Consider the following 18,194-nt stretch of genomic DNA (forward strand, 5'->3'; position numbering starts at 1 on the left):
GGATGCAGCTGGGTAACCCGCCGCCGAACTGATCAACTGACCGAGGAGCGGTTTGGCTCGCGACCAGGCAGCCAGGACGGGTGAGGCGGCGGATCTGCCCCTGGGCAGGCAACGACCGTCACTCGCGGCCGTCCGCCGCTGGGTACGGCTGGAACTGACGGGCGAGGACGCGGACGCCGTCGCCGATGTGTTGCTGGTGGTGAACGAGCTGGTCAGCAACGCCTACCGGTACACGTCGGAACCGTCGTTCCTGCGCGTCGTCGTGGAACCGCACAAGATCCGCATCGAGATCGCGCACGACGCCCGTGCCCATCCGCCGTTGCGCAAGGTGTCCCGCCCGCAGCGCGGCTACGGCCTGGTCCTGGTGGCCCGGCTGTCGGATCGCTGGGGGGTGGACAGGGCGCACGGTGGCACCGTGGTCTGGGCCGTTCTTCCCAGGCCGACGTGATGGCAGGCCGGCAGGTTTCGATCTGTGCGTTCTGGGGTACCGAGGCTCGTGCCTTGAAACAACAGGGCGCGGGGAGATGCTGATGGGTATTGCAGGACGGTCCACCGAACGACTGGACCTCGTCCTACCGGAGGGTGTTCTACCGCTCGCGAACGTGCGTGCGGAGGTTCGTCGTCTCCTGAGAGGAATGCACGAGAACGTCGTGGTCGACGTGATGGTCGTGGCCACGGAACTCGTGAGCAACGCCTACCACCACGCCGCCCCGCAGCGACGCGCGCGCATTCTGTGCCTGCCGGAGCGCGAGGTGGTGCGGGTCGAGGTCGACGACGGAACGCCCGGCCGGTTCCCCCAACTCGGCCGGATGGGGTTCCTCGGGCGTCGGCAGCGGGGGTTGTTGCTGGTCAACGGCCTGGCGCAGGTGTGGGGGCACAACCGGTTCCCGGACTCCAAGACCGTGTGGGCGGACGTGTCGACCGTCAGGTGAGGGTCCTGACGACGTAGGCGGCGGCTTCGGCGACGAGAGCCTCGTCGTACTTGGCGTCCGCGGTTGACTTGCTGGACATGATCGCGATCAGGACCGGCTCCCGGCCCGGTGGCCACACGACCGCGATGTCGTTGACCGTGCCGTACTGCCCGGTGCCGGTCTTGTTGGCGACCCTGCTGCCCGCGGGCACCGCGGCCCGGACGCGCTTTGCCCCGGTGACCGAGCGTTCCAGCAGGCCGGTCAGGAAGTCGCGCTTCGCCGGTTCGAGGGCGTCGCCGAGCACGATCCGCTGGTAGTCGGTGCCGAGTGAGCGCGGGGTGGCGGTGTCGCGCGGGTCGCCGGGCGTGGCGGAGGTGATGGCGGGCTCGACGCGGTCCATGCGGGTCTCGGTGTCGCCGAGTTCGCGCAGGTACCTCGTGAGCTCCGCCGGGCCGCCGAGGTCGCGCAGCAGCAGGTTGCCCGCCGTGCCGTCGCTGTACCGGACCGCGGCGTCGCACAGGTCGCGCAGCTTCATTCCTGTTCGGACGTTCTGCCTCGTGATGGCCGAACTCTTCATCAGGTCGGCCTCGGTGTACGTCACGACGGTGTCCAAATGCGACATCGGGTTGCGGTGCAGCACGGCCGCCGCGGCAAGGCCCTTGAACGTCGAGCAGAACGCGAACCGTTCGTCCGCCCGGTGCTCGATCGTGCTGCCGTTGTCGCTCATCGCGTAGACGCCCAGCCGTGCGTCGAACTTCTTCTCCAGTTCGGACAACGCGTCGTGCCGCACGGGCGCCGCACTGGTCGTCGTGGCCGGTGGTGCCGTACTGATCGGGGCCGGAGCCTGCGGGGCAGCGCATCCGGCGAGCGGGAGCAGGGCGAAGGTTTTCAGAACTGTGCGTCGGTCGGCCACCTGATCACACTACGTTCAACGATCGGGGCGGGGAGTGGCGCTCTAGGCTGGCGAAATGAAGGTTCTGTCCATCCAGTCCGTGGTCGCCCACGGCCACGTCGGGAACTCCGCGGCGGTGTTCCCGCTGCAGCGCATCGGGGTCGAGGTCGTCCCGATCCCCACGGTCAACTTCTCCAACCACACCGGGTACGGCGCCTGGCGCGGGCCGCTCATCCCGCCGCCGGACGTGGCCGAGATCCTGCTCGGGGTGGAGGAGCGCGGGATCTTCCCCCAGGTCGACGCCGTGCTGTCCGGTTACCAGGGCGGGGCGGGCATCGCCGACGTGATCGTCGACGCGGTGCGCCGGGTGAAGGCCGCGAACCCGGCGGCGCTCTACGCGTGCGACCCGGTCATGGGCAACGCCAAGTCCGGCTGTTTCGTGGCTCCCGAGATCCCCGTGCTGCTGCGCGACCGGGTCGTGCCGGTGGCCGACATCATCACCCCGAACCAGTTCGAACTGGGGTTCCTGACCGGCACCGAGCCGGTGAGCATCGACTCGACGCTCGCCTCGGCCGACCTCGCCCGCGCGATGGGCCCGTCGACCGTGCTGGTCACGAGCGTCGAGCGGCAGGACCGGGAGGAGGGCACCATCGAGATGCTCGTCGTGGACGACGCCGGCGCGTGGCTGGTGACCACCCCGCATCTGCCGTTCAAGGCCAACGGGTCCGGCGATGTCACGGCCGCGCTGTTCACCGCCCACTACGTGCAGACGAAGGACGCGGCGCTGGCGCTGGAGCGCACCGCGTCCAGTGTCTTCGACCTGATCGAGCTGACCTACCGCTCCGGTGAGCGCGAGTTGCGGCTGGTGCAGGCCCAGGAGTTCTACGCGGCGCCGCGGATGCAGTTCAAGGCCGAGCAGGTGCGCTGAGATCCTGCATCGTGAGGTGCGCGCGGTCGCCCCGCAGTACGACCCACGACCGTTCGACCGGCGTACCCCGCAGGTCGTGGCCGAGCCACGCCACCGACAGCACCGGTGTGGCAGGGCGGACGTCGAGCAGTCCGGCGACGCGGGGCGTGGCGAGAGCGGTGGTGCACCAGGGACACAGCTCGCCGAACCGCATCCCGTAGGCGTCGGAGAGGAACCTCCGCAGCGGGGTTGTGCCGTCGTAGCGCTCGGCGAAGCGGGGGAACCGGGACGCGCGCAGGTAGGTCGACCGCACGCCGACCGGTTCGTCCCCGCGCACGAGGACCGACTCGACGTTGATCACGTCCTGCGCGCCGATGGTCCTGACCACGACCTGTTCGCGGGCGGCGAGGTCCTGCACCAACGCGTCGAGGCCGATCCGGTGGACCTGCTTGCGGGGCGCGACGGCGGTGCCCTGCCGGCCCGCCCCGCGGACGAGCCTGCCCTCCAGCACGAGCTCGTCCATCGCCTTGCGGATGGTGGTGCGGGACATGCCGAACACGTCCGAGAGCTCGCGTTCCGGCGGGAACGGGGTGTTGTCGGGCAGCTCGTTCACCAGGTCGAGCAGCCTGGTCTTGGCCTGGAAGTAGCGCGGGATCGCGGGCACACCCGGACGCTATTTCCGGCCGATAACCAGCGACTCATCGTCGGTGTCGGGCACGGAGCCGATCTCCCGGTAGATCCGAAGAGCTTCGCTCCGGTCCCCGCCGAGGTAGGCGACCGCGGCGTCCTTCCAGCGTGACCAGGACACCTCGGCGAGGCAGTCCTGGCCGTGGCCCGCGGCGGCGAGGACGATCGGCAGGTCGACGCCGATCGGGCCGGTGATCTGGCGGCCGCGCAGCAGGACGAGCAGTTCGCCGACCTCGGCCGGGTCGCCGTTCCGGAGCGCGATGCGGGCCTTCAACGTCAGCGGGTGCTGCAACTCGCCGGGATGGCCTTTGCTCCTCGCGAGTTCCAGCGCCCGGTCCGCGTCCTCGGTGGCCCCGGTGAGATCGCCGGTCAGCAACCGGACGCGGCCGCGGGCGGCGTGCAGGTGGGACTGGCCGGGGGAGCGGGCGATCGACTCGTCCACGTGCCGGAGCGCCTCCGCGTACCTGCCGTCCCAGAACAGGTCCAGGTACCTGGAGGAGTCGAGCCAGGTGATCGTGTCGTCGTCGCCGTGCCGTTGAGCGGCCACCCGTGCCTCGGCTCTCACCGCGAGTCGTGCCTTGGCGTCGCCGAGCACGGCGTAGGCGGTGCCCGTGTTGAACAGGCACAGGCTGGGCGAGACGCCGGCCGTCCTGCGCTCGGTCACGGCCTGGCGCAGGTCGCCGATGCCCTCCGGGTCGCCCTGCTTGACCCTGGCCAGTCCCAGGGCTTCCAGCGCGATGGCCCGTTCGACGCCGGTGGTGCCCCGCAGCGCCTCCCGCGCGGCGCTGACCGCGTCGTCCAGCCTGTCCACGAGGGTCAGGGAGTGCGCGAGGTACGCCTGCACGCCGAACGCACGCTCGTCCGGCCCGGCCAGCGCGAGGAACTCGATCGTGCGGTCGAGGTGCCGTTCGGCCGCCGCGTGGTCGCCCTGGTGCCAGGTGGCGCGCCAGGATGCTCGGGAGGCCTCGGCCGCGCCCGCGAAGTTCCTGGCACCGCAGTGGAGTTCGACGGCTTCGGCCAGTTCCCCGAGCCCTTCGCCGCTCCACGCCAGGCTCGATCCCAGCAACGTGAGCAGGCCTGCCTGGTCGGGGTGGCCGGGCGGGCAGACGGCCAGCGCGGCGCGGTAGCACCGGATCGCGGTGTCCCTGGCGGCCAGGGCGGTGGCTCTGCGTCCCGCGTCGGTCAGGGCCGTCCGTGCCTTGCGGCCCATGATGTCGCACGGTTTCCCGGAGGCCTCGGCGATCCACACCGCCTCCTGGAAGTGGTACGCCAGCAGGGGAACGTGCTCCAGCGGCAGCGCCTGCACCCACTCGGCCGCGTGGTAGTGCTTCATCGCCTTGGTACCACGCGGAACCCGGTCGTAGGCGACGTCGCGCACCAGCACGTGGCTGAAGGCGTACTCGGCCTCGCCGAGGACCCTGCTGGTCTGGCGCTTGAGGAAGTCCCGCTGTGCCAGCACCTCCAGGCTGCGCGCGATCTCGGCGGCGTCCCGTTCCGCGACGACCGCGACCGCGCCCGGCCAGACCGCCGGACCGAGGACCGCGGCGTCCTGCAGCACGGACCTTTCCCGCTGTGGCAACGAATCCAGCCGCGCGCCGATGACGGTCTGCACCGTCTCCGGCAGGGCGTCCGGTGCGCCGTCGCGGAGCATGCGGACGTACTCGGCGGCGAAGAGCGGGTTACCTGCCGCCTGGCGCAACAGTGTCGGCACGTCGGCCACCACGTCGTGGCGGGCCATCAGGGTTTCGAGCAGCTGCGCGGTGTCCTCTTCGGACAGTGCGTCCAGCGTGATCGACTCACCTCTGACCGGTGGCCCAGGGCGTGCGGTGAGGAGCACCAGCAACGGCACGTCGTCCGCGGTGTCGGCCAGCCCGTGCAGGAAGCCGAGCAGCAGGTCGTCGGCCCAGTGCACGTCCTCGACGATCACCACCAGCGGTTCCTCCGCGAGGTGCTCGACCAGCCTGCGCCACGCCATCAGCACGTCGCTGCCCTGCGGACCGGCCCCGGCCAGCGCGCAGAGCTGCGTGACGAGCCACGGGTCGTCGCTGATCGCCTGGATCTTGGCGGTGACCGCGGCGGCGTCGTCGGTGTCGAAGATCTGCGCGTGGCTCCGCACGATCTCCGCCAGCGGCGCGAACACGTCGTCGCGCGCGAACGGGGGCGTGCGGCCGGTGAGCGTCCGGCGGCCCGTGGCGAACTCGCGGACGAGTCTGCTCTTGCCCACGCCCGGCTCGCCGACCAGCGTGATCGTCCTCGGCCGGCTCGTCGCCCTGACCTGCTCGTACGTCTCGACGAGCAGAGCCATCTCGCGCGAGCGGCCCACGAACGGCGCGTCGTCCGCGGTCGGAGTGAGCGCGCGGTCCGTCACCGGGCACGTGCCGACCTCACCTTTCGTGGTGTGGGCGAGCAATCTGAGACCGGCGTCGAGCACCGTGCCGCCGACCTCGACGCGATCGCCGGACGTGACGAGCGCGGGCCCGGTGGACACCGCGGCGGCCGCCGGATGCTCGCCGGTGATCTCGAACGCGGCACGCACGGCCCGTGCGGCATCGTCCTCGCGGTTGACCGGCGCCCCGAAGACCGCACAGACCGTGGACCCGAGCGTCGTGACGGTGGTGCCGCCGAGAGCCTCGACGTGCCTGAGCACCTGTGCGACCGCGGTTTCCAGCCGTTCGTCGGCGGCCTCGTCCGCTCCCGGCAGCTCCAGCCGGACGACGAGGACGCTGACCTTCTTGCGTTCCAGCATGGTCTGGGTGGGGGACGGGGTGGCCGCGAGAGCCGGGTCCTGCGTGAGGATCGCCCGTTCCAGCCCGGCCAGTTCGGGTCCGGGATCGATGCCGAGCTCGGCGGCGAAGCGTTCCCGTGCCGCACGGAAGACCGCGAGCGCGTCGGCCTGCCTGCCGGACCGGTAGAGCGCGAGCATCAGCTGCCCCTGCAGGCGTTCGCGCAACGGGTGATCGCTCACCAGCGCCTCGAGCTCCGCGATCACCTCGCGATGACGCCCGCACGCCAGTTCGGCGTCGAACCTGTCCTCCACCGCCGCGTCGCGCAGATGGGTGATCTCCACCAGCGCCGGCCATGTGACGCCGTCCGCCACCAGGTCCGCGAGCACGGGCCCGCGCCACAACGCCAGCGCGTCCCGCAGGATCGCGGCGGTCTGCTCGGGCCCCGGCGCGGCCGAAGCGCGGTGCAGGGCGGCCCGGAACCGGTGCAGGTCGACGCGATCCGGTTCCGCACGCAACAGGTAGCCGGGCTTGCGGGTGACGATGTCGAGCCCGGCCTTGCGCAACGCCGACACGACGTTGAGCAGGATCCCGCGTGCCGTGGGCGGATGCCCGCCGGGCCACAACGCCGCCGTGAGCTCGCTGATCGACACCACGCGGCCCGCGTTGAGCAGCAGGAGACCCAGCGTGGCCCGGCGGGTGAACCCGCCGACCCGGTGCTCCCTGCCGTTCACGCGGACCTGCAGGGGACCGAGTACCGCGAACTCGACAGACATCGGTCTGGACCATACCGCCGATCACCGCGCCAGACGGGTGCCTTCCTCGCCGCCACGCACTGAGAGCTTGTGGCCGCCGTGGTCCAGTGCCATGTTGGACCGATGGGGCGAACAAAGGTGTTCGGACTGCTGGTGGTGTGCGGGCTGCTGGCGGGATGTCTGGGGCAGACGCAGAGCGGTGATCAGGCGCGCAACGCCGACGCCAAGGAGATCACGCTGACGATCGTCGCCAACGCGGCGGTGGGCGGGAAGAACGCGCGCGGGGCGAACTGGATCCAGAACTGGGTGATCCCGAGATTCACCGAGATGCAGAAGGCCAAGGGCGTCACGGCGACGATCAGGTTCGAGCAGAACGGCACCGGCGACGAGGACTTCAAGACCAAGGTCGCGCTCGACCTGAAGACCGGCGGTGGCGGCGACATCATCGAGATCGACGGCATCTGGCTCGGCGAGTTCGCGCAGGCCGGGCAGATCAAGCCCCTCGACGAGGTCGTCGGCGGCACCGGCTGGGACGGCTGGAACCAGATTCCCGAGGCCGTGCAGGGGCTCGGCGAGTTCGACGGCAAGCGGTACGGCGTGCCGATGGGCACGGACGGGCGCGTGCTGTTCTTCAACAAGAAGCTGTTCGCCCAGGCCGGGTTGCCCGCGGACTGGCAACCGAAGTCGTGGCAGGACGTGCTCGACGCCGGGGCGAAGCTCAAGGCCCTCCAGGGCGTGACACCGATCCAGCTCAACGCCGGCAGCGCGATGGGCGAGGCCACGACCATGCAGGGTGTGCTGCCCGCACTCGCAGGCACCGGCAGGCCGATCTACGAGAACGGGAAGTGGCAAGGGGATTCGGCGCAGGTCAAGGATGTGCTGACGCTCTACCAGAAGATCTACGGTGGAGGGCTCGGCGATCCCGTGCTGCAGCAGGAGGCCAACGGCCGGCAGCGCTCGTTCACGCTGTTCAGCGAGAACAGGATCGGCATCCTGCTGGAGAGCGACTACTTCTGGCGGTCCGTCGTGGAACCGAAGAACGGCGTGGCCGCGATGGCGGACCGCGACGCCGCCGTCGGCTGGGCACTGGTCCCGGCCAAGGAGCCCAGGGCGGGTGTCGGCGGGCAGGACTTCGTGAGCATGTCCGGCGGTGGCGTGCGGGTGATCAACCCGAACACCCAGTACCCCAGGCAGGCCTGGGAGTTCATGCAGTTCCTCAACTCCGCAGAGGCCGTCAAGGAGTCGCTCGCCGGCACCGCGCAGCTCACCCAGCGCCAGGACGTCAACGACCAGGTGCTCGGCGGCGACCCGATGCTGTCGTTCATCGCCGAGAAGGTCCTGCCGATCACCCGGTACCGGCCGGGCCTCGCGGACTACCCGAAGGTGTCGGCCGCGCTGCAACAGGCGACCGCGGACGTGGTGTCCGGCAAGAGCCCGGACGAGGTGGCTACCGCCTATCGCGCGGCGCTGGTCAAGGCCGTCGGCGAGGCCAATGTCGGCTAGTGGCGTCTGCAGGTACTACCGCCCTGCGGCTGGTAGTAGTTGCAGGTGCCATGGCAGCAGGCGGTGCGATGGATAGCTCTGGCCTGGGCGTCCGGCGCGCCGTCGGGTTCGTCGCGCCGGCGCTGGTCCTGATCGGGATCTTCCTGGTCTTCCCGGCGCTGTGGACGCTCTACATCGGCATCACGAACTACCAGCTCACCGGGCCCGCGGCGGCGAACCCCCAGGTGGTCGGGCTCGACAACCTGGTCGAGGCCGTCCGCGACCCGCTGTTCACCAACTCGCTGTGGCTGACGGCGTTGTTCGTGCTGTTCTCGGCCGTCATCGGGCAGAACGTGCTCGGCTTCCTGCTGGCGTGGCTGCTGCGCTCGGTCAGCCCGTGGCTGCGGCGCACGACCGAGGGCCTGGTGCTGCTCTCCTGGATCCTGCCCAGCACGGTCGTGGCGTTCCTGTGGTTCGCCGTGCTGAGCCGCGACACGGGCACCCTGGGACTGCTGCTCGGGCAGCCGGAGACGTCGTGGCTGGTGCAGTACCCGATGACCAGCCTGATCATCTTCAACATCTGGCGCGGCACGGCGTTCTCGATGCTGCTCTACACCTCGGCGCTGGCCGCGGTGCCGCCCTCGCAGCTGGAGACCGCACGGCTGGTGGGCGCGTCGGGCTGGCAGACCGTGCGGGACGTGGTGTTCCCGCACATCCGCGGGCACGTGCTGACGAACACGCTGCTGATCAGCCTGTGGACGGCCAACGACTTCACGCCGTTCCTGCTGACGTCCGGTGGCCCGAACCACCAGTCCGAGGTGCTGCCGGTGCTGATCTACCGGCAGGCGCTGGAGGGAGGTCAGCTCGGGTACGCGTCGGCGATGTCGATGCTGCTGCTCCTGGGCAACCTGGCGATCGCCCTGGTGTACCTGCGGCTCCTGCGGAGGCGGGCGTGAGTCCTCTGTGGATCGTCCGGCGGATCGGCTTCTACGTGCTGATCACGGTGGTGCTGGCGTTCTTCGCGGTGCCGATGCTGTGGCTGGCCTCGGCGCCGTTCGACGCGAAGCCCGGACTGGGGTTGCGCTGGCCGGACTGGACGCTGCGTAACGTCGTGGCGACCTTCGAGCACCCGTACACGCTGACGTCGCTGGTGAACTCGCTGGTGCTGTGCGTGATCGCGACCGTGGTGACGACGGTGCTCGCGGCGCTGGCGGCCTACGCGTTGTCACGGGTGCGGATCCCCGGCCGGGACCTGCTGCTGTACCTGCTCCTGTTGTTGTCCAGCGTCGTCACGGGCACGGCCGCGATGGTGCCGATCTTCGTGATGATGCTGCAGCTCGGCCTGATCAACTCGCAGTTCGGCACGGCGCTGGTGATCGCGGGCGGCATGCTGCCCGCGGCCATCTTCATCCTCAAGGACTTCATGGACGCCGTGCCGCGGTCGTACGAGGAGTCGGCGCGGGTGTTCGGCGCCTCACCCCGGCAGGTGCTCGCCCACGTCGTCCTGCCGGTCGCGCGGCCTGGCGTCGCGACGATCTTCGTGTGGGCGTTCGTCAACGCCTGGGGCAACTTCCTGCTGCCGTTCCTGCTGCTGCGCGACGTCGGCCAGCAGCCGGCGGCCGTGCTGCTGCGCACCCTCTACGACGAGGGCGGCAGCGCCAACCTGACGGTGATCCCGGTGTTCTCGCTGTTGTACTCGATCCCGGTGGTCGTGCTGTACCTGTTCGTGAGCAAGCGGTACGGGTTCCGATTCCACGGAGGCATCAAGAGCTGATGGCGGGTATCACTGTCGAGGATCTGTCCACTGTGTACCCCAACGGGGTGCGGGCGGTGGACGCGCTGGACCTGGAGATCGCCGACGGCGAGCTGTTCGCCCTGCTCGGCCCGTCCGGCTGCGGCAAGACCACGTTGCTGCGCACGATCGCGGGCCTGGAGGGCGCCACCGACGGAGCCGTGGCGATCGGCGACCGCGACGTCACGCGGCTGCAGCCCGGTGAGCGCCGGGTGGCGATGGTGTTCCAGGACTACGCGCTGTTCCCGCACATGACGGTGTCGGAGAACATCGCCTACCCGCTGCGGGTGCGGGGCGTCGCGAAGTCCGTGCAGCAGGAGACGGCCGTGCGCACCGCCGAAGGGCTGAGCCTGGGCGCCCTGCTGGACCGGCGGCCCGGCCAGCTCTCGGGCGGTCAGCAGCAACGGGCGGCGCTCGCCCGCGCGGTCGCGGCGTCGGCCGAGGTGTTGCTGCTGGACGAACCGCTGTCCAATCTGGACGCAAGGCTGCGGCTGGAGGCGCGGACGTTCCTCAAGAGGCTGCAGCGCGAGCTGGCGCTGACGACGGTGTTCGTGACGCACGACCAGGCCGAGGCGCTGGCGCTGGCCGACCGGATCGCGGTGATGGACGCCGGTCGGATCCGGCAGCTCGGCACGCCGCGCGAGGTGTTCCAGCGGCCCGCGGACACGTTCGTCGCGAACTTCATCGGCTCGACGCCCATGAACCTCGTGCCGCGCGGCTCGCAGATAATCGGCGTGCGGCCCGAATACCTGTCACCCGCCGCGGAAGGACTGTTCACCGGCGTGGTGTCCATTGTGGAGAACCTCGGCGTGACGTCGCTGGTGACGCTCGACTGCGGCGAGGACCAGATCGGCTACGTCGTGCCCGAGGACGACGAGCCCGCGATCGGCACGACGGTGACCGTGGATGCCCCGCCGGCGCGCGTTCTGCGTTACGACAAGGAGACCGGCCAACTCGTGAGGTGACGATGTTCCAGACCGATGGCTACGAGACGTACTCCAGCGTGCTCGCGCCGGCGAAGTTCGAGGCACTGGCCGCGCACTTCGAGGCCAGGCTCGCGGCCCTGCCGGAGGGGCAGCGACCCGAGCACATGGACGTGCCGCACCTGACCGACCCCGCCCTGTTCGAGTGGCTGCTCGACCCGGACGTGCTGGACCTCGTCGAGTCGCTGATCGGCCCGGACATCGCGCTGTTCTCGTCGCACTTCATCTGCAAGCCCGCCGGCGACGGCAAACCCGTGCCGTGGCACCAGGACGCGCACTTCTGGCGCGACAGCATCTCACCCGCGGGCGACGCGATCACCGTCTGGCTGGCGATCGACCCGTCGACCGTCGAGAACGGCTGCCTGCGGGTGATCCCGGGCAGCCACCTCGCGGCCGCCGAGCACACCGGCACCGCCGACTCGTTCTTCAACCAGGAGACGGCGGTGGACGAGTCACGCGCTGTCGACGTGGAACTGGAACGCGGGGCGTGCAGCGTGCACTCGGCCATGCTGGTGCACGGCAGTCCGCCTAACCGCAGCACCTTGCGCCGCTGTGGGTACACGATGCGGTACATGCCGACGACGGTCCGGTTCCTCAAGCCCGGCGGTCACAAGATCTACCTCGCGCGCGGACGCGACCACGCCGGCAACACCTACAGCGCGACGGGCGACTCTTGAGCCGCCACGCGCGAGATAATGACTAATAGTCGAGAAAATCGATTCAGTCGTCTCATCAGCCCAAGCGAGGATCGGCGGGCCTCGCGCCATCCGCAGACCCCGTCCGTGCTGAGCTTGGTGAGGACGCGGATGCTCGGATGACCTGCGACGGCGACACTTCCGCCCGACACGCCGAACGAGCGCAGCGTGGCAAGTGCGACGGCGTACACGTCAACGCGATCGATCGTCCGGTCCAGCTTCATCTCCTCCACCGCCTTGACCGTTCAGTGGACCGGACCTAGCGTAACCGGAAAGCGCTTTCCGAGACCTCAGGGAGTTTCGTGGACACGGATCGGGCGGAAAGCCGGCGCGGCGTCGTGGAGCGGACGTGGCGTCCGGCCGCGCTGCTCGCCGCCTGCCTCGCCATCTGGCACCTCATCACCGTCACCGGCATGGTCGAGGCCTATCTCGTGCCCTCACCGGCCAGGACCTTCGGCCTGCTGGCCGACAAGTGGTCGTACCTCTGGGGCCACACCTGGGTGACGACCTACGAGACCGTCCTCGGCTTCGTCATCGCTGGCGTCCTCGGCGTCCTCGTGGCCGTCGCGATGGTCTACTCGAGGACGATCGAGAGCACCGCGTACCCGATCCTGCTGTTCGCACAGGTCATCCCGAAGATCGCCATCGCGCCGCTGTTCGTGGTCTGGCTCGGTTTCGGGTTCGAGCCCAAGGTGATCGTGGCCGTGCTGATGGCGTTCTTCCCCGTGGTCATCTCCACGGTCACCGGCCTCAAGTCGGTCGACACCGAGATGCTCGAACTCGCCGCGACGATGGGCGGCGGCCCGGTCAAGACGTTCGTGAAGATCCGCTTCCCGGCGGCGCTCCCGCACCTCTTCGCGGGCCTGAAGGTCGCGGTCACGCTCGCCGTGACCGGTGCCGTGGTCGGCGAGTTCGTCGGTTCCAACGAAGGCCTCGGCTACGTGATCCTGCAGGCCAACGGCAACATGGACACCCCGATGCTGTTCGCGGGCCTGATCGTCATCTCGCTGGTCGGCGTTCTGCTCTTCCTCCTGCTCGACCTCGCCGAGAAGCTGATGCTGCCGTGGCACGCCAGCCGGCGCGGCGCCGCCGTCACCACCCTGCTCGCGAAAGGCGGATCATGAAGAAACTGCTCGCAGGCCTACTTCCCGCGTTGCTGCTGGTCGCCGCCTGCGGTGGCGGCGACACGACGTCCGGGGCCGGCGGTGAGGCCAAGGAGGTCACGCTGACCCCCAACTGGTACCCGTACGGCGAGCACGCGCCGTTCTACTACGGGGTCAAGCAGGGCATCTACGAGAAGCACGGCATCAAGCTGAAGATCCAGGCGGGCCAGGGCTCCGGCAAGACCGTGACGGCGACCGGCGCCGGCCAGACCGACTTCGGCTGGGCCGACACGTCCGCACTGGCCACCGCGGTCGAGCAGGGCGTGCCGGCCAAGAGCATCGGCGTGTTCCTGCAGACCACCCCGGCGTCCGTGCAGTTCTTCACCGACAAGAACATCAAGAAGCCGGAGGACCTGAAGGGCAGGTCCGTCGCCACCACGGCGGGGGACGCGCTGACGAAGACGTTCCCCGCTTTCCTGAAGCAGAACGGCATGCAGGAGTCCGACGTCTCCATCCAGAACATCGACCCGGCGGGCAAGATGGCCGCGGTCATCTCGAACCGGACCGACGTGCTGCTCGGGTTCGCGTCCGACCAGGGGCCGACGATCAAGGAGAAGTCCGGCAAGGACGTGAGCTACCTGCGCTTCTCCGAGTTCGGGCTGAACTACTTCAGCAACGGGCTGCTGACGTCGAAGTCGATGCTGCAGAAGGACCCCGAGCTGGTGAAGAAGATGGTCACGGCCACGCAGGAGGCGTGGGCAGAGGCCGAGAAGGCGCCGGAGGCCGCGGCCGAGTCGATGAAGGGCGCCGCCGAGCAGCTGCCGTCGCCGACCGTCGTGCTGGAGCAGTTCAGGACGACGCTGACGCTCCTGCACACCGACGCCACCAAGGGCAAGGCGCCGGGCGTCAACACCGTCGAGGACTGGAAGAAGACGATCGAGACCTTCCAGAAGACCGGCATCATCAAGGAAGCTGCTGAACCGTCGGCCTACTGGGAAGAAAGCGTTGCCCCGAAAGGATGAGCGCAGCAGGGATGAGCACTGATGTGGCTGCAACCACCACCTCCGCCGTTGAGATCAACGACGTCTCCGTGCGCTTCCAGTCGAAGCGCACGGAGGTGACGGCGATCCAGCAGGTCTCCATCGACGTCGCGCCGGGCGAGTTCGTGTCCATCGTCGGGCCGTCCGGCTGCGGCAAGTCGACGTTGCTGAAGCTGGTGTCCGGTCTGCTGAAGCCGTCGTCGGGCACGGTGACGTTGCTCGGCGAGCAGGTGCGCGGGCCGCGCCACGACATCGGGTTCGTGTTCCAGCGCGCCGCCTTGCTGGAGTGGCGGTCGGCACGCAGGAACATCCTGCTGCAGGCCGAGATGCGCGGCATGAACTCGGCCGAGGCGGGCAGGAGGGCCGACGAGCTCATCGAGATGACCGGGCTTTCCGGGTTCGAGAACGCCCTGCCGCACGAGCTGTCCGGTGGCATGCAGCAGCGCGTGGCGTTGTGCCGTGCGTTGCTGCACCGGCCGCGGGTGCTGCTGATGGATGAACCGTTCGGCGCGCTGGACGCGTTGACGCGCGAGCAGATGAACGTCGAGCTGCACCGGGTGTGGCGGGAGACCGGCACGACCGTGTTGCTCGTGACGCACTCGATCGCGGAGTCGGTGTACCTGGCGAACCGGGTGATCGTGCTGACGCAACGTCCTGCGGTGGTCAAGGAGGTCATCGAGGTCGACCTGCCCGCCGAACGGGACTACTCGGCGACGATGGCCCGTCCGGAGTTCGCGTCGGCGACCGCGCACATCCGCGATCTGCTGGGCGCGGTGACAGGACAGGACTGATCGCTCGGGCAGGGTTGTAACCACTTTATCAGCTGGGTAGATTTCGGGTTCCGCCGCGTTGGAAAGCGCTTTCCGTCGCCGTGCTGCACGGCCTGGCCCACAGGGTGGTGGGGATGTTCCGACGCTTATCCCGTTTGGCAGTGACAACAGTCGTGTTCTCCGCGTTGCTCGTGCCCATCGCGTCGGCGCAGGCCGACGCGCCGATCGCCGACCCGCTGCCGACACCGGGTGCCTCCGGCATCGGCCTGGAGCTGACCGAGGTCGCGCAGCTGCCGAAGTCGCAGCCCGTGCCACCGCCGACCGACACCAGACTGGTGCGCTACAACAGGATCAACTACCTCGGCGAGGTGCCCGACGGCTCCGGCCGGATGTTCGTGCCCGACATGAACGGCAAGCTCTATCTGCTGGAGGACGGCGTCCAGCACGCGTTCCTCGACCTGGGGGCGGCCATCGGCCCCGACTTCCACACCCATCGCGGCCTGGGCAGCGGTTTCGGGTTCGCCGCGTTCCACCCGGACTTCAGTCGCAACGGCAAGTTCTACACCGTGCACACCGAGACCGGTTCCGCACTGACCACGAAAAAGCCCGACCTGCCCTCGCCCGCGAACACGCAGGTGCACGGCGTGATCACCGAGTGGACGGCCTCGGACCCGCGCGCGGACGTCTTCTCCGGCACCCACCGCGAACTGCTGCGGGTCGGCTTCGCCTCGTACATCCACGGCTTCCAGGAGATCGGCTTCAACCCGACGGCGCGCCGGTGGGACGAGGACCACGAACTGCTCTACGTCGCGTCCGGTGACGGCGGCATCGGCGTCTCGACCACGGTGCCGCAGGACCTGGCACGACCGCAGGGCAAGATCCTGCGCATCGATCCGGCCGGTCGTGACGGCGTGAACGGGCGGTACGGCATCCCACCCACGAACCCGTTCGTGCACACGGCAGGCGCGCTGGGCGAGATCTACGCATACGGCATGCGCGACCCGTACCGCTTCAGCTGGGACCGCGTCACCCGCCGGATGTACATGGGCCACATCGGCGAGAAGGCCGTCGACGCGGTCTACGAGGTCCGCAAGGGCGCCAACCTGGGCTGGAGCGAACGCGAGGGCATCTGGCAGTACCGGCGCGGCGACCCGTCGTGCGGCGTGTTCCCGCTGCCCGCCGACGACGCGAAGTACGGCTACACCTACCCGGTCACCGCGTTCGACCACAACCGCCTGTCGTCCCAGCGGCCGTGCGCCGACAGCGGCAACGCGTTGATGGGCGGCTTCGTCTACCGCGGTTCGAAGATCCCTTCGTTGCGGGGCAAGTACATCTACGGCGAGGGCGTGAAGGGCCTGCTCTACTACGCCGACGAACGCGAGATGCGCGCGGGCCGGCCGATGGCCGTGTCACGTGAACTGATGGTCTACGTCAACGGCCGGCTGACCACGATGAAGGCCCTGGTGAACGACCCGAACCGGGTCGACCTGCGCTTCGGCCAGGACGCGGCCGGCGAGCTCTACGTGCTGGCCAAGGCGAACGGCAAGATCTGGAAGGTGACGGGTGCGCGCACCTTCGCCTCCTGCGGTGCCGGCCACGACTTGGTCGCCGGCACCGGTTCCGCCCGGTCGTGGCAGCCGGTCACCCCTTCGCTCTGGCGGTTCCCCGGCCGTGAGGTCGTGCTGGCCCAGCCCGGTGTCGCACGACCTGGTCCGCGCCGCCCGTTCGAGTACGCGGTGCTGCGGAAGGGACCCGCGTTCGGTTCGGTGCAGGTCGACGCCTCGGTGCGGCTGGACACCCCGGTCGCGGAGTCCAACCGGGACGTGATCATCGTGTTCGGTCACCGCTCGGACACCGAGTTCTATTACGCACACCTCTCGTCGGACAACAGGATCTACCCCCACAACGGTATCTTCGTCGTGAACAACGCCGACCGGCTGCGCCTGGACCACCAGTGGGACGCGGTCCGCTCGGTTGGCGCGCCTCCCGCAGTCACCGACACGGCCTGGCATCGCGTGCGGGTCAAGCATTGTGCGGACTCGGGTGAGATCGCCGTGTACATGGACGGATCGCCGTACCCGCTGATGACCGCCGTGGACAGGACTTTCACCTCCGGTCGCGTCGGCTTCGGCTCGTTCGACAACATCGGCAGGGTCCGCGACCTGCGCGTGCAGGGCAAGGGGGTCCGATGAGGCGGCTCCTTGCACTGGTCACCGTGTTCAGCGTGGGCCTGGCCGCACCGGCGCAGGCGACGTCCGGCACGGTGCTGCCGAGTTTGCAGCGCAACCTGGTGTCCTACTACGACTTCGAACACCCGGTGCGCGGCAACAATGCCCTGGAACAGGACAGCGGCCGCTCAGGCACCCGGCTGCAGCTGATCAACGGCGGCGCCGACATGCGCGTGCGCGACGGAGCGTTCCGGCGCAGCCGTAACTCGGTGCAGCTCAAGCAGATCACCCCGGCTCTGGCCGGCAACGACGACTGGAAGGCAGGCCTGTACAGCGAAACCGGCGTGCCCACGCTGAAGGCGTTCAACGGCGTGCGCCAGACGTCGATCATGGGCTGGGTCAAGATGACGGGCCAGAACCCGGCCCCGAACTCGAACTCGGCCAACCCGGATGACCTCTACGGCGCCATCGGCCTGGCCGGCGTCCTGACCGGAGACTCCAACGGCCACGCGGTGCGCGCGTTGCTGGAACTGATCCAGGTCGGCGGCGAACTGAAGCTGGTCGCTCTGGCCCGCAGGATCGACGGCGGCGCGTCGCAGACGTTCGCGGCTTCAGCAGACTGGCAGAAGCTGTTGCCACAGAACGAATGGGTGTTCCTCGCCGCCACGTTCGACTTCGACACCGGCACGATGGCCCTGTACCGCAACGGAAGCCCGCTGGCGGGCAGGTACGTCGCCGCCGGTGACCCGTGGCAGCTGGAAGGCGAACCGGAACCGGACCTCGCCACGGCGAGCGACCCGCGCGGGTACAAGATCGGCGGCAGCTACCCGCAGAACACCCGCGAGGGCAACGCCTGCAACTGCCGGATGGACAGCCTGATGTTCCTCGACCGGGCCGTCCGTCCGTGGGAGGTGCAACTGCAGTACCGCTGGATGAGGAGCTAGTGTGCTGCGCCGGAAATTCGCCTGCAAAAGCGTGCGAGTGATTCGAGGATCTCTTCGGCGGTCTTGGTCCAGAGGAACGGCCGGGGATGGGTGTTCCAGTCGGTGATCCAGGCCCGGACGTCCTTCTCGAGTGCTTGCACGCTCTTGTGGGCGCCGCGTTTGATCTTCTGCTCGGCCAGGAACCCGAACCAGCGTTCGACCTGGTTGATCCACGAGGATCCGGTCGGGGTGAAGTGCATGTGGAACCGCGGATGCTTCGCCAGCCAGGCCTTGATCGCCGCGGTCTTGTGCGTGCCGTAGTTGTCGCAGACCAGATGCACGTCCAGCCCGGCGGGCACGGTC

The 18,194-nt window shown here is 69.2% G+C and carries 18 protein-coding genes; 13 read left to right on the plus strand and 5 right to left on the minus strand.

Features of this window, described 5'->3' with window-relative positions:
• The first annotated feature begins 52 nt into the window (after positions 1 to 52).
• The gene (locus BLR21_RS34070; RefSeq protein ID WP_090012765.1) at positions 53 to 448 is read left to right on the plus strand and encodes an ATP-binding protein; all 396 of its coding nucleotides are present in this window, start codon (positions 53 to 55) and stop codon (positions 446 to 448) included.
• A gap of 82 nt (positions 449 to 530) precedes the next feature.
• Positions 531 to 932, plus strand: coding sequence for an ATP-binding protein (locus BLR21_RS34075; RefSeq protein WP_030478830.1), 402 nt, complete (start codon positions 531 to 533; stop codon positions 930 to 932).
• Here BLR21_RS34075 and bla read toward each other — a convergent pair.
• Positions 925 to 1,824 (minus strand): class A beta-lactamase, encoded by a 900-nt coding sequence (gene bla, locus BLR21_RS34080; protein WP_090012767.1) that lies wholly within the window; start codon positions 1,822 to 1,824, stop codon positions 925 to 927. The two genes, BLR21_RS34075 and bla, sit on opposite strands and share 8 nt — an antisense overlap.
• Before the next feature lie 55 nt (positions 1,825 to 1,879).
• Here bla and pdxY point away from each other — a divergent pair, with 55 nt between their 5' ends.
• A complete protein-coding gene (gene pdxY / locus BLR21_RS34085) occupies positions 1,880 to 2,731 on the plus strand; it encodes a pyridoxal kinase PdxY (RefSeq protein ID WP_090012770.1) in 852 nt (283 codons plus the stop codon).
• Here the strand turns inward: pdxY and BLR21_RS34090 are convergent.
• Together BLR21_RS34090 and BLR21_RS34095 are read right to left on the minus strand one after the other, a co-directional pair.
• On the minus strand, positions 2,709 to 3,374 hold the full coding sequence (locus BLR21_RS34090) for a GntR family transcriptional regulator (RefSeq protein WP_090012774.1): 666 nt from the start codon (positions 3,372 to 3,374) through the stop codon (positions 2,709 to 2,711). The genes pdxY and BLR21_RS34090 overlap by 23 nt on opposite strands.
• 9 nt (positions 3,375 to 3,383) lie before the next feature.
• On the minus strand, positions 3,384 to 6,896 hold the full coding sequence (locus BLR21_RS34095) for an ATP-binding protein (protein WP_090012777.1): 3,513 nt from the start codon (positions 6,894 to 6,896) through the stop codon (positions 3,384 to 3,386).
• Positions 6,897 to 6,998: 102 nt separating this feature from the next.
• Here BLR21_RS34095 and BLR21_RS34100 point away from each other — a divergent pair, with 102 nt between their 5' ends.
• The 5 genes from BLR21_RS34100 to BLR21_RS34120 all read left to right on the plus strand — a co-directional run bounded on the left by BLR21_RS34100 (position 6,999) and on the right by BLR21_RS34120 (position 11,809).
• A complete protein-coding gene (locus BLR21_RS34100; protein ID WP_090012779.1) occupies positions 6,999 to 8,378 on the plus strand; it encodes an extracellular solute-binding protein in 1,380 nt (459 codons plus the stop codon).
• Between the two features lie 68 nt (positions 8,379 to 8,446).
• Positions 8,447 to 9,313, plus strand: coding sequence for a carbohydrate ABC transporter permease (locus tag BLR21_RS34105; protein ID WP_218131050.1), 867 nt, complete (start codon positions 8,447 to 8,449; stop codon positions 9,311 to 9,313).
• Entirely contained in the window at positions 9,310 to 10,131 is an 822-nt protein-coding gene (locus BLR21_RS34110) for a carbohydrate ABC transporter permease (protein ID WP_090012785.1), read from the plus strand. Before BLR21_RS34105 ends, BLR21_RS34110 begins: the two co-directional genes overlap by 4 nt.
• Positions 10,131 to 11,114, plus strand: coding sequence for an ABC transporter ATP-binding protein (locus BLR21_RS34115; RefSeq protein WP_090012788.1), 984 nt, complete (start codon positions 10,131 to 10,133; stop codon positions 11,112 to 11,114). The genes BLR21_RS34110 and BLR21_RS34115 overlap by 1 nt, the downstream gene beginning before the upstream one ends.
• Before the next feature lie 2 nt (positions 11,115 to 11,116).
• The gene (locus BLR21_RS34120; RefSeq protein ID WP_090012791.1) at positions 11,117 to 11,809 is read left to right on the plus strand and encodes a phytanoyl-CoA dioxygenase family protein; all 693 of its coding nucleotides are present in this window, start codon (positions 11,117 to 11,119) and stop codon (positions 11,807 to 11,809) included.
• Here BLR21_RS34120 and BLR21_RS41990 read toward each other — a convergent pair.
• A complete protein-coding gene (locus tag BLR21_RS41990) occupies positions 11,785 to 12,060 on the minus strand; it encodes a hypothetical protein (RefSeq protein WP_143028013.1) in 276 nt (91 codons plus the stop codon). The two genes, BLR21_RS34120 and BLR21_RS41990, sit on opposite strands and share 25 nt — an antisense overlap.
• 69 nt (positions 12,061 to 12,129) lie before the next feature.
• On the opposite strand from BLR21_RS41990, the gene BLR21_RS34125 reads away from it, so the two are divergent.
• The 5 genes from BLR21_RS34125 (at position 12,130) to BLR21_RS34145 (ending at position 17,852) form a co-directional block, all read left to right on the plus strand.
• The gene (locus BLR21_RS34125) at positions 12,130 to 12,951 is read left to right on the plus strand and encodes an ABC transporter permease (protein WP_256335113.1); all 822 of its coding nucleotides are present in this window, start codon (positions 12,130 to 12,132) and stop codon (positions 12,949 to 12,951) included.
• A complete protein-coding gene (locus tag BLR21_RS34130) occupies positions 12,948 to 13,952 on the plus strand; it encodes an ABC transporter substrate-binding protein (protein ID WP_090012794.1) in 1,005 nt (334 codons plus the stop codon). Before BLR21_RS34125 ends, BLR21_RS34130 begins: the two co-directional genes overlap by 4 nt.
• A gap of 23 nt (positions 13,953 to 13,975) precedes the next feature.
• On the plus strand, positions 13,976 to 14,761 hold the full coding sequence (locus tag BLR21_RS34135) for an ABC transporter ATP-binding protein (protein ID WP_256335114.1): 786 nt from the start codon (positions 13,976 to 13,978) through the stop codon (positions 14,759 to 14,761).
• A gap of 140 nt (positions 14,762 to 14,901) precedes the next feature.
• The gene (locus tag BLR21_RS34140; protein WP_256335115.1) at positions 14,902 to 16,932 is read left to right on the plus strand and encodes a PQQ-dependent sugar dehydrogenase; all 2,031 of its coding nucleotides are present in this window, start codon (positions 14,902 to 14,904) and stop codon (positions 16,930 to 16,932) included.
• The gene (locus BLR21_RS34145; RefSeq protein ID WP_090012799.1) at positions 16,929 to 17,852 is read left to right on the plus strand and encodes a LamG domain-containing protein; all 924 of its coding nucleotides are present in this window, start codon (positions 16,929 to 16,931) and stop codon (positions 17,850 to 17,852) included. The genes BLR21_RS34140 and BLR21_RS34145 overlap by 4 nt, the downstream gene beginning before the upstream one ends.
• Here BLR21_RS34145 and BLR21_RS34150 read toward each other — a convergent pair.
• Positions 17,849 to 18,194 (minus strand): transposase (locus tag BLR21_RS34150; protein ID WP_176929925.1); only part of this gene is annotated, 346 nt, incomplete at its 5' end. The genes BLR21_RS34145 and BLR21_RS34150 overlap by 4 nt on opposite strands.

Origin of the sequence: Lentzea albidocapillata subsp. violacea (assembly GCF_900100275.1) — a bacterium.
Lineage (GTDB): Bacteria > Actinomycetota > Actinomycetes > Mycobacteriales > Pseudonocardiaceae > Lentzea > Lentzea violacea.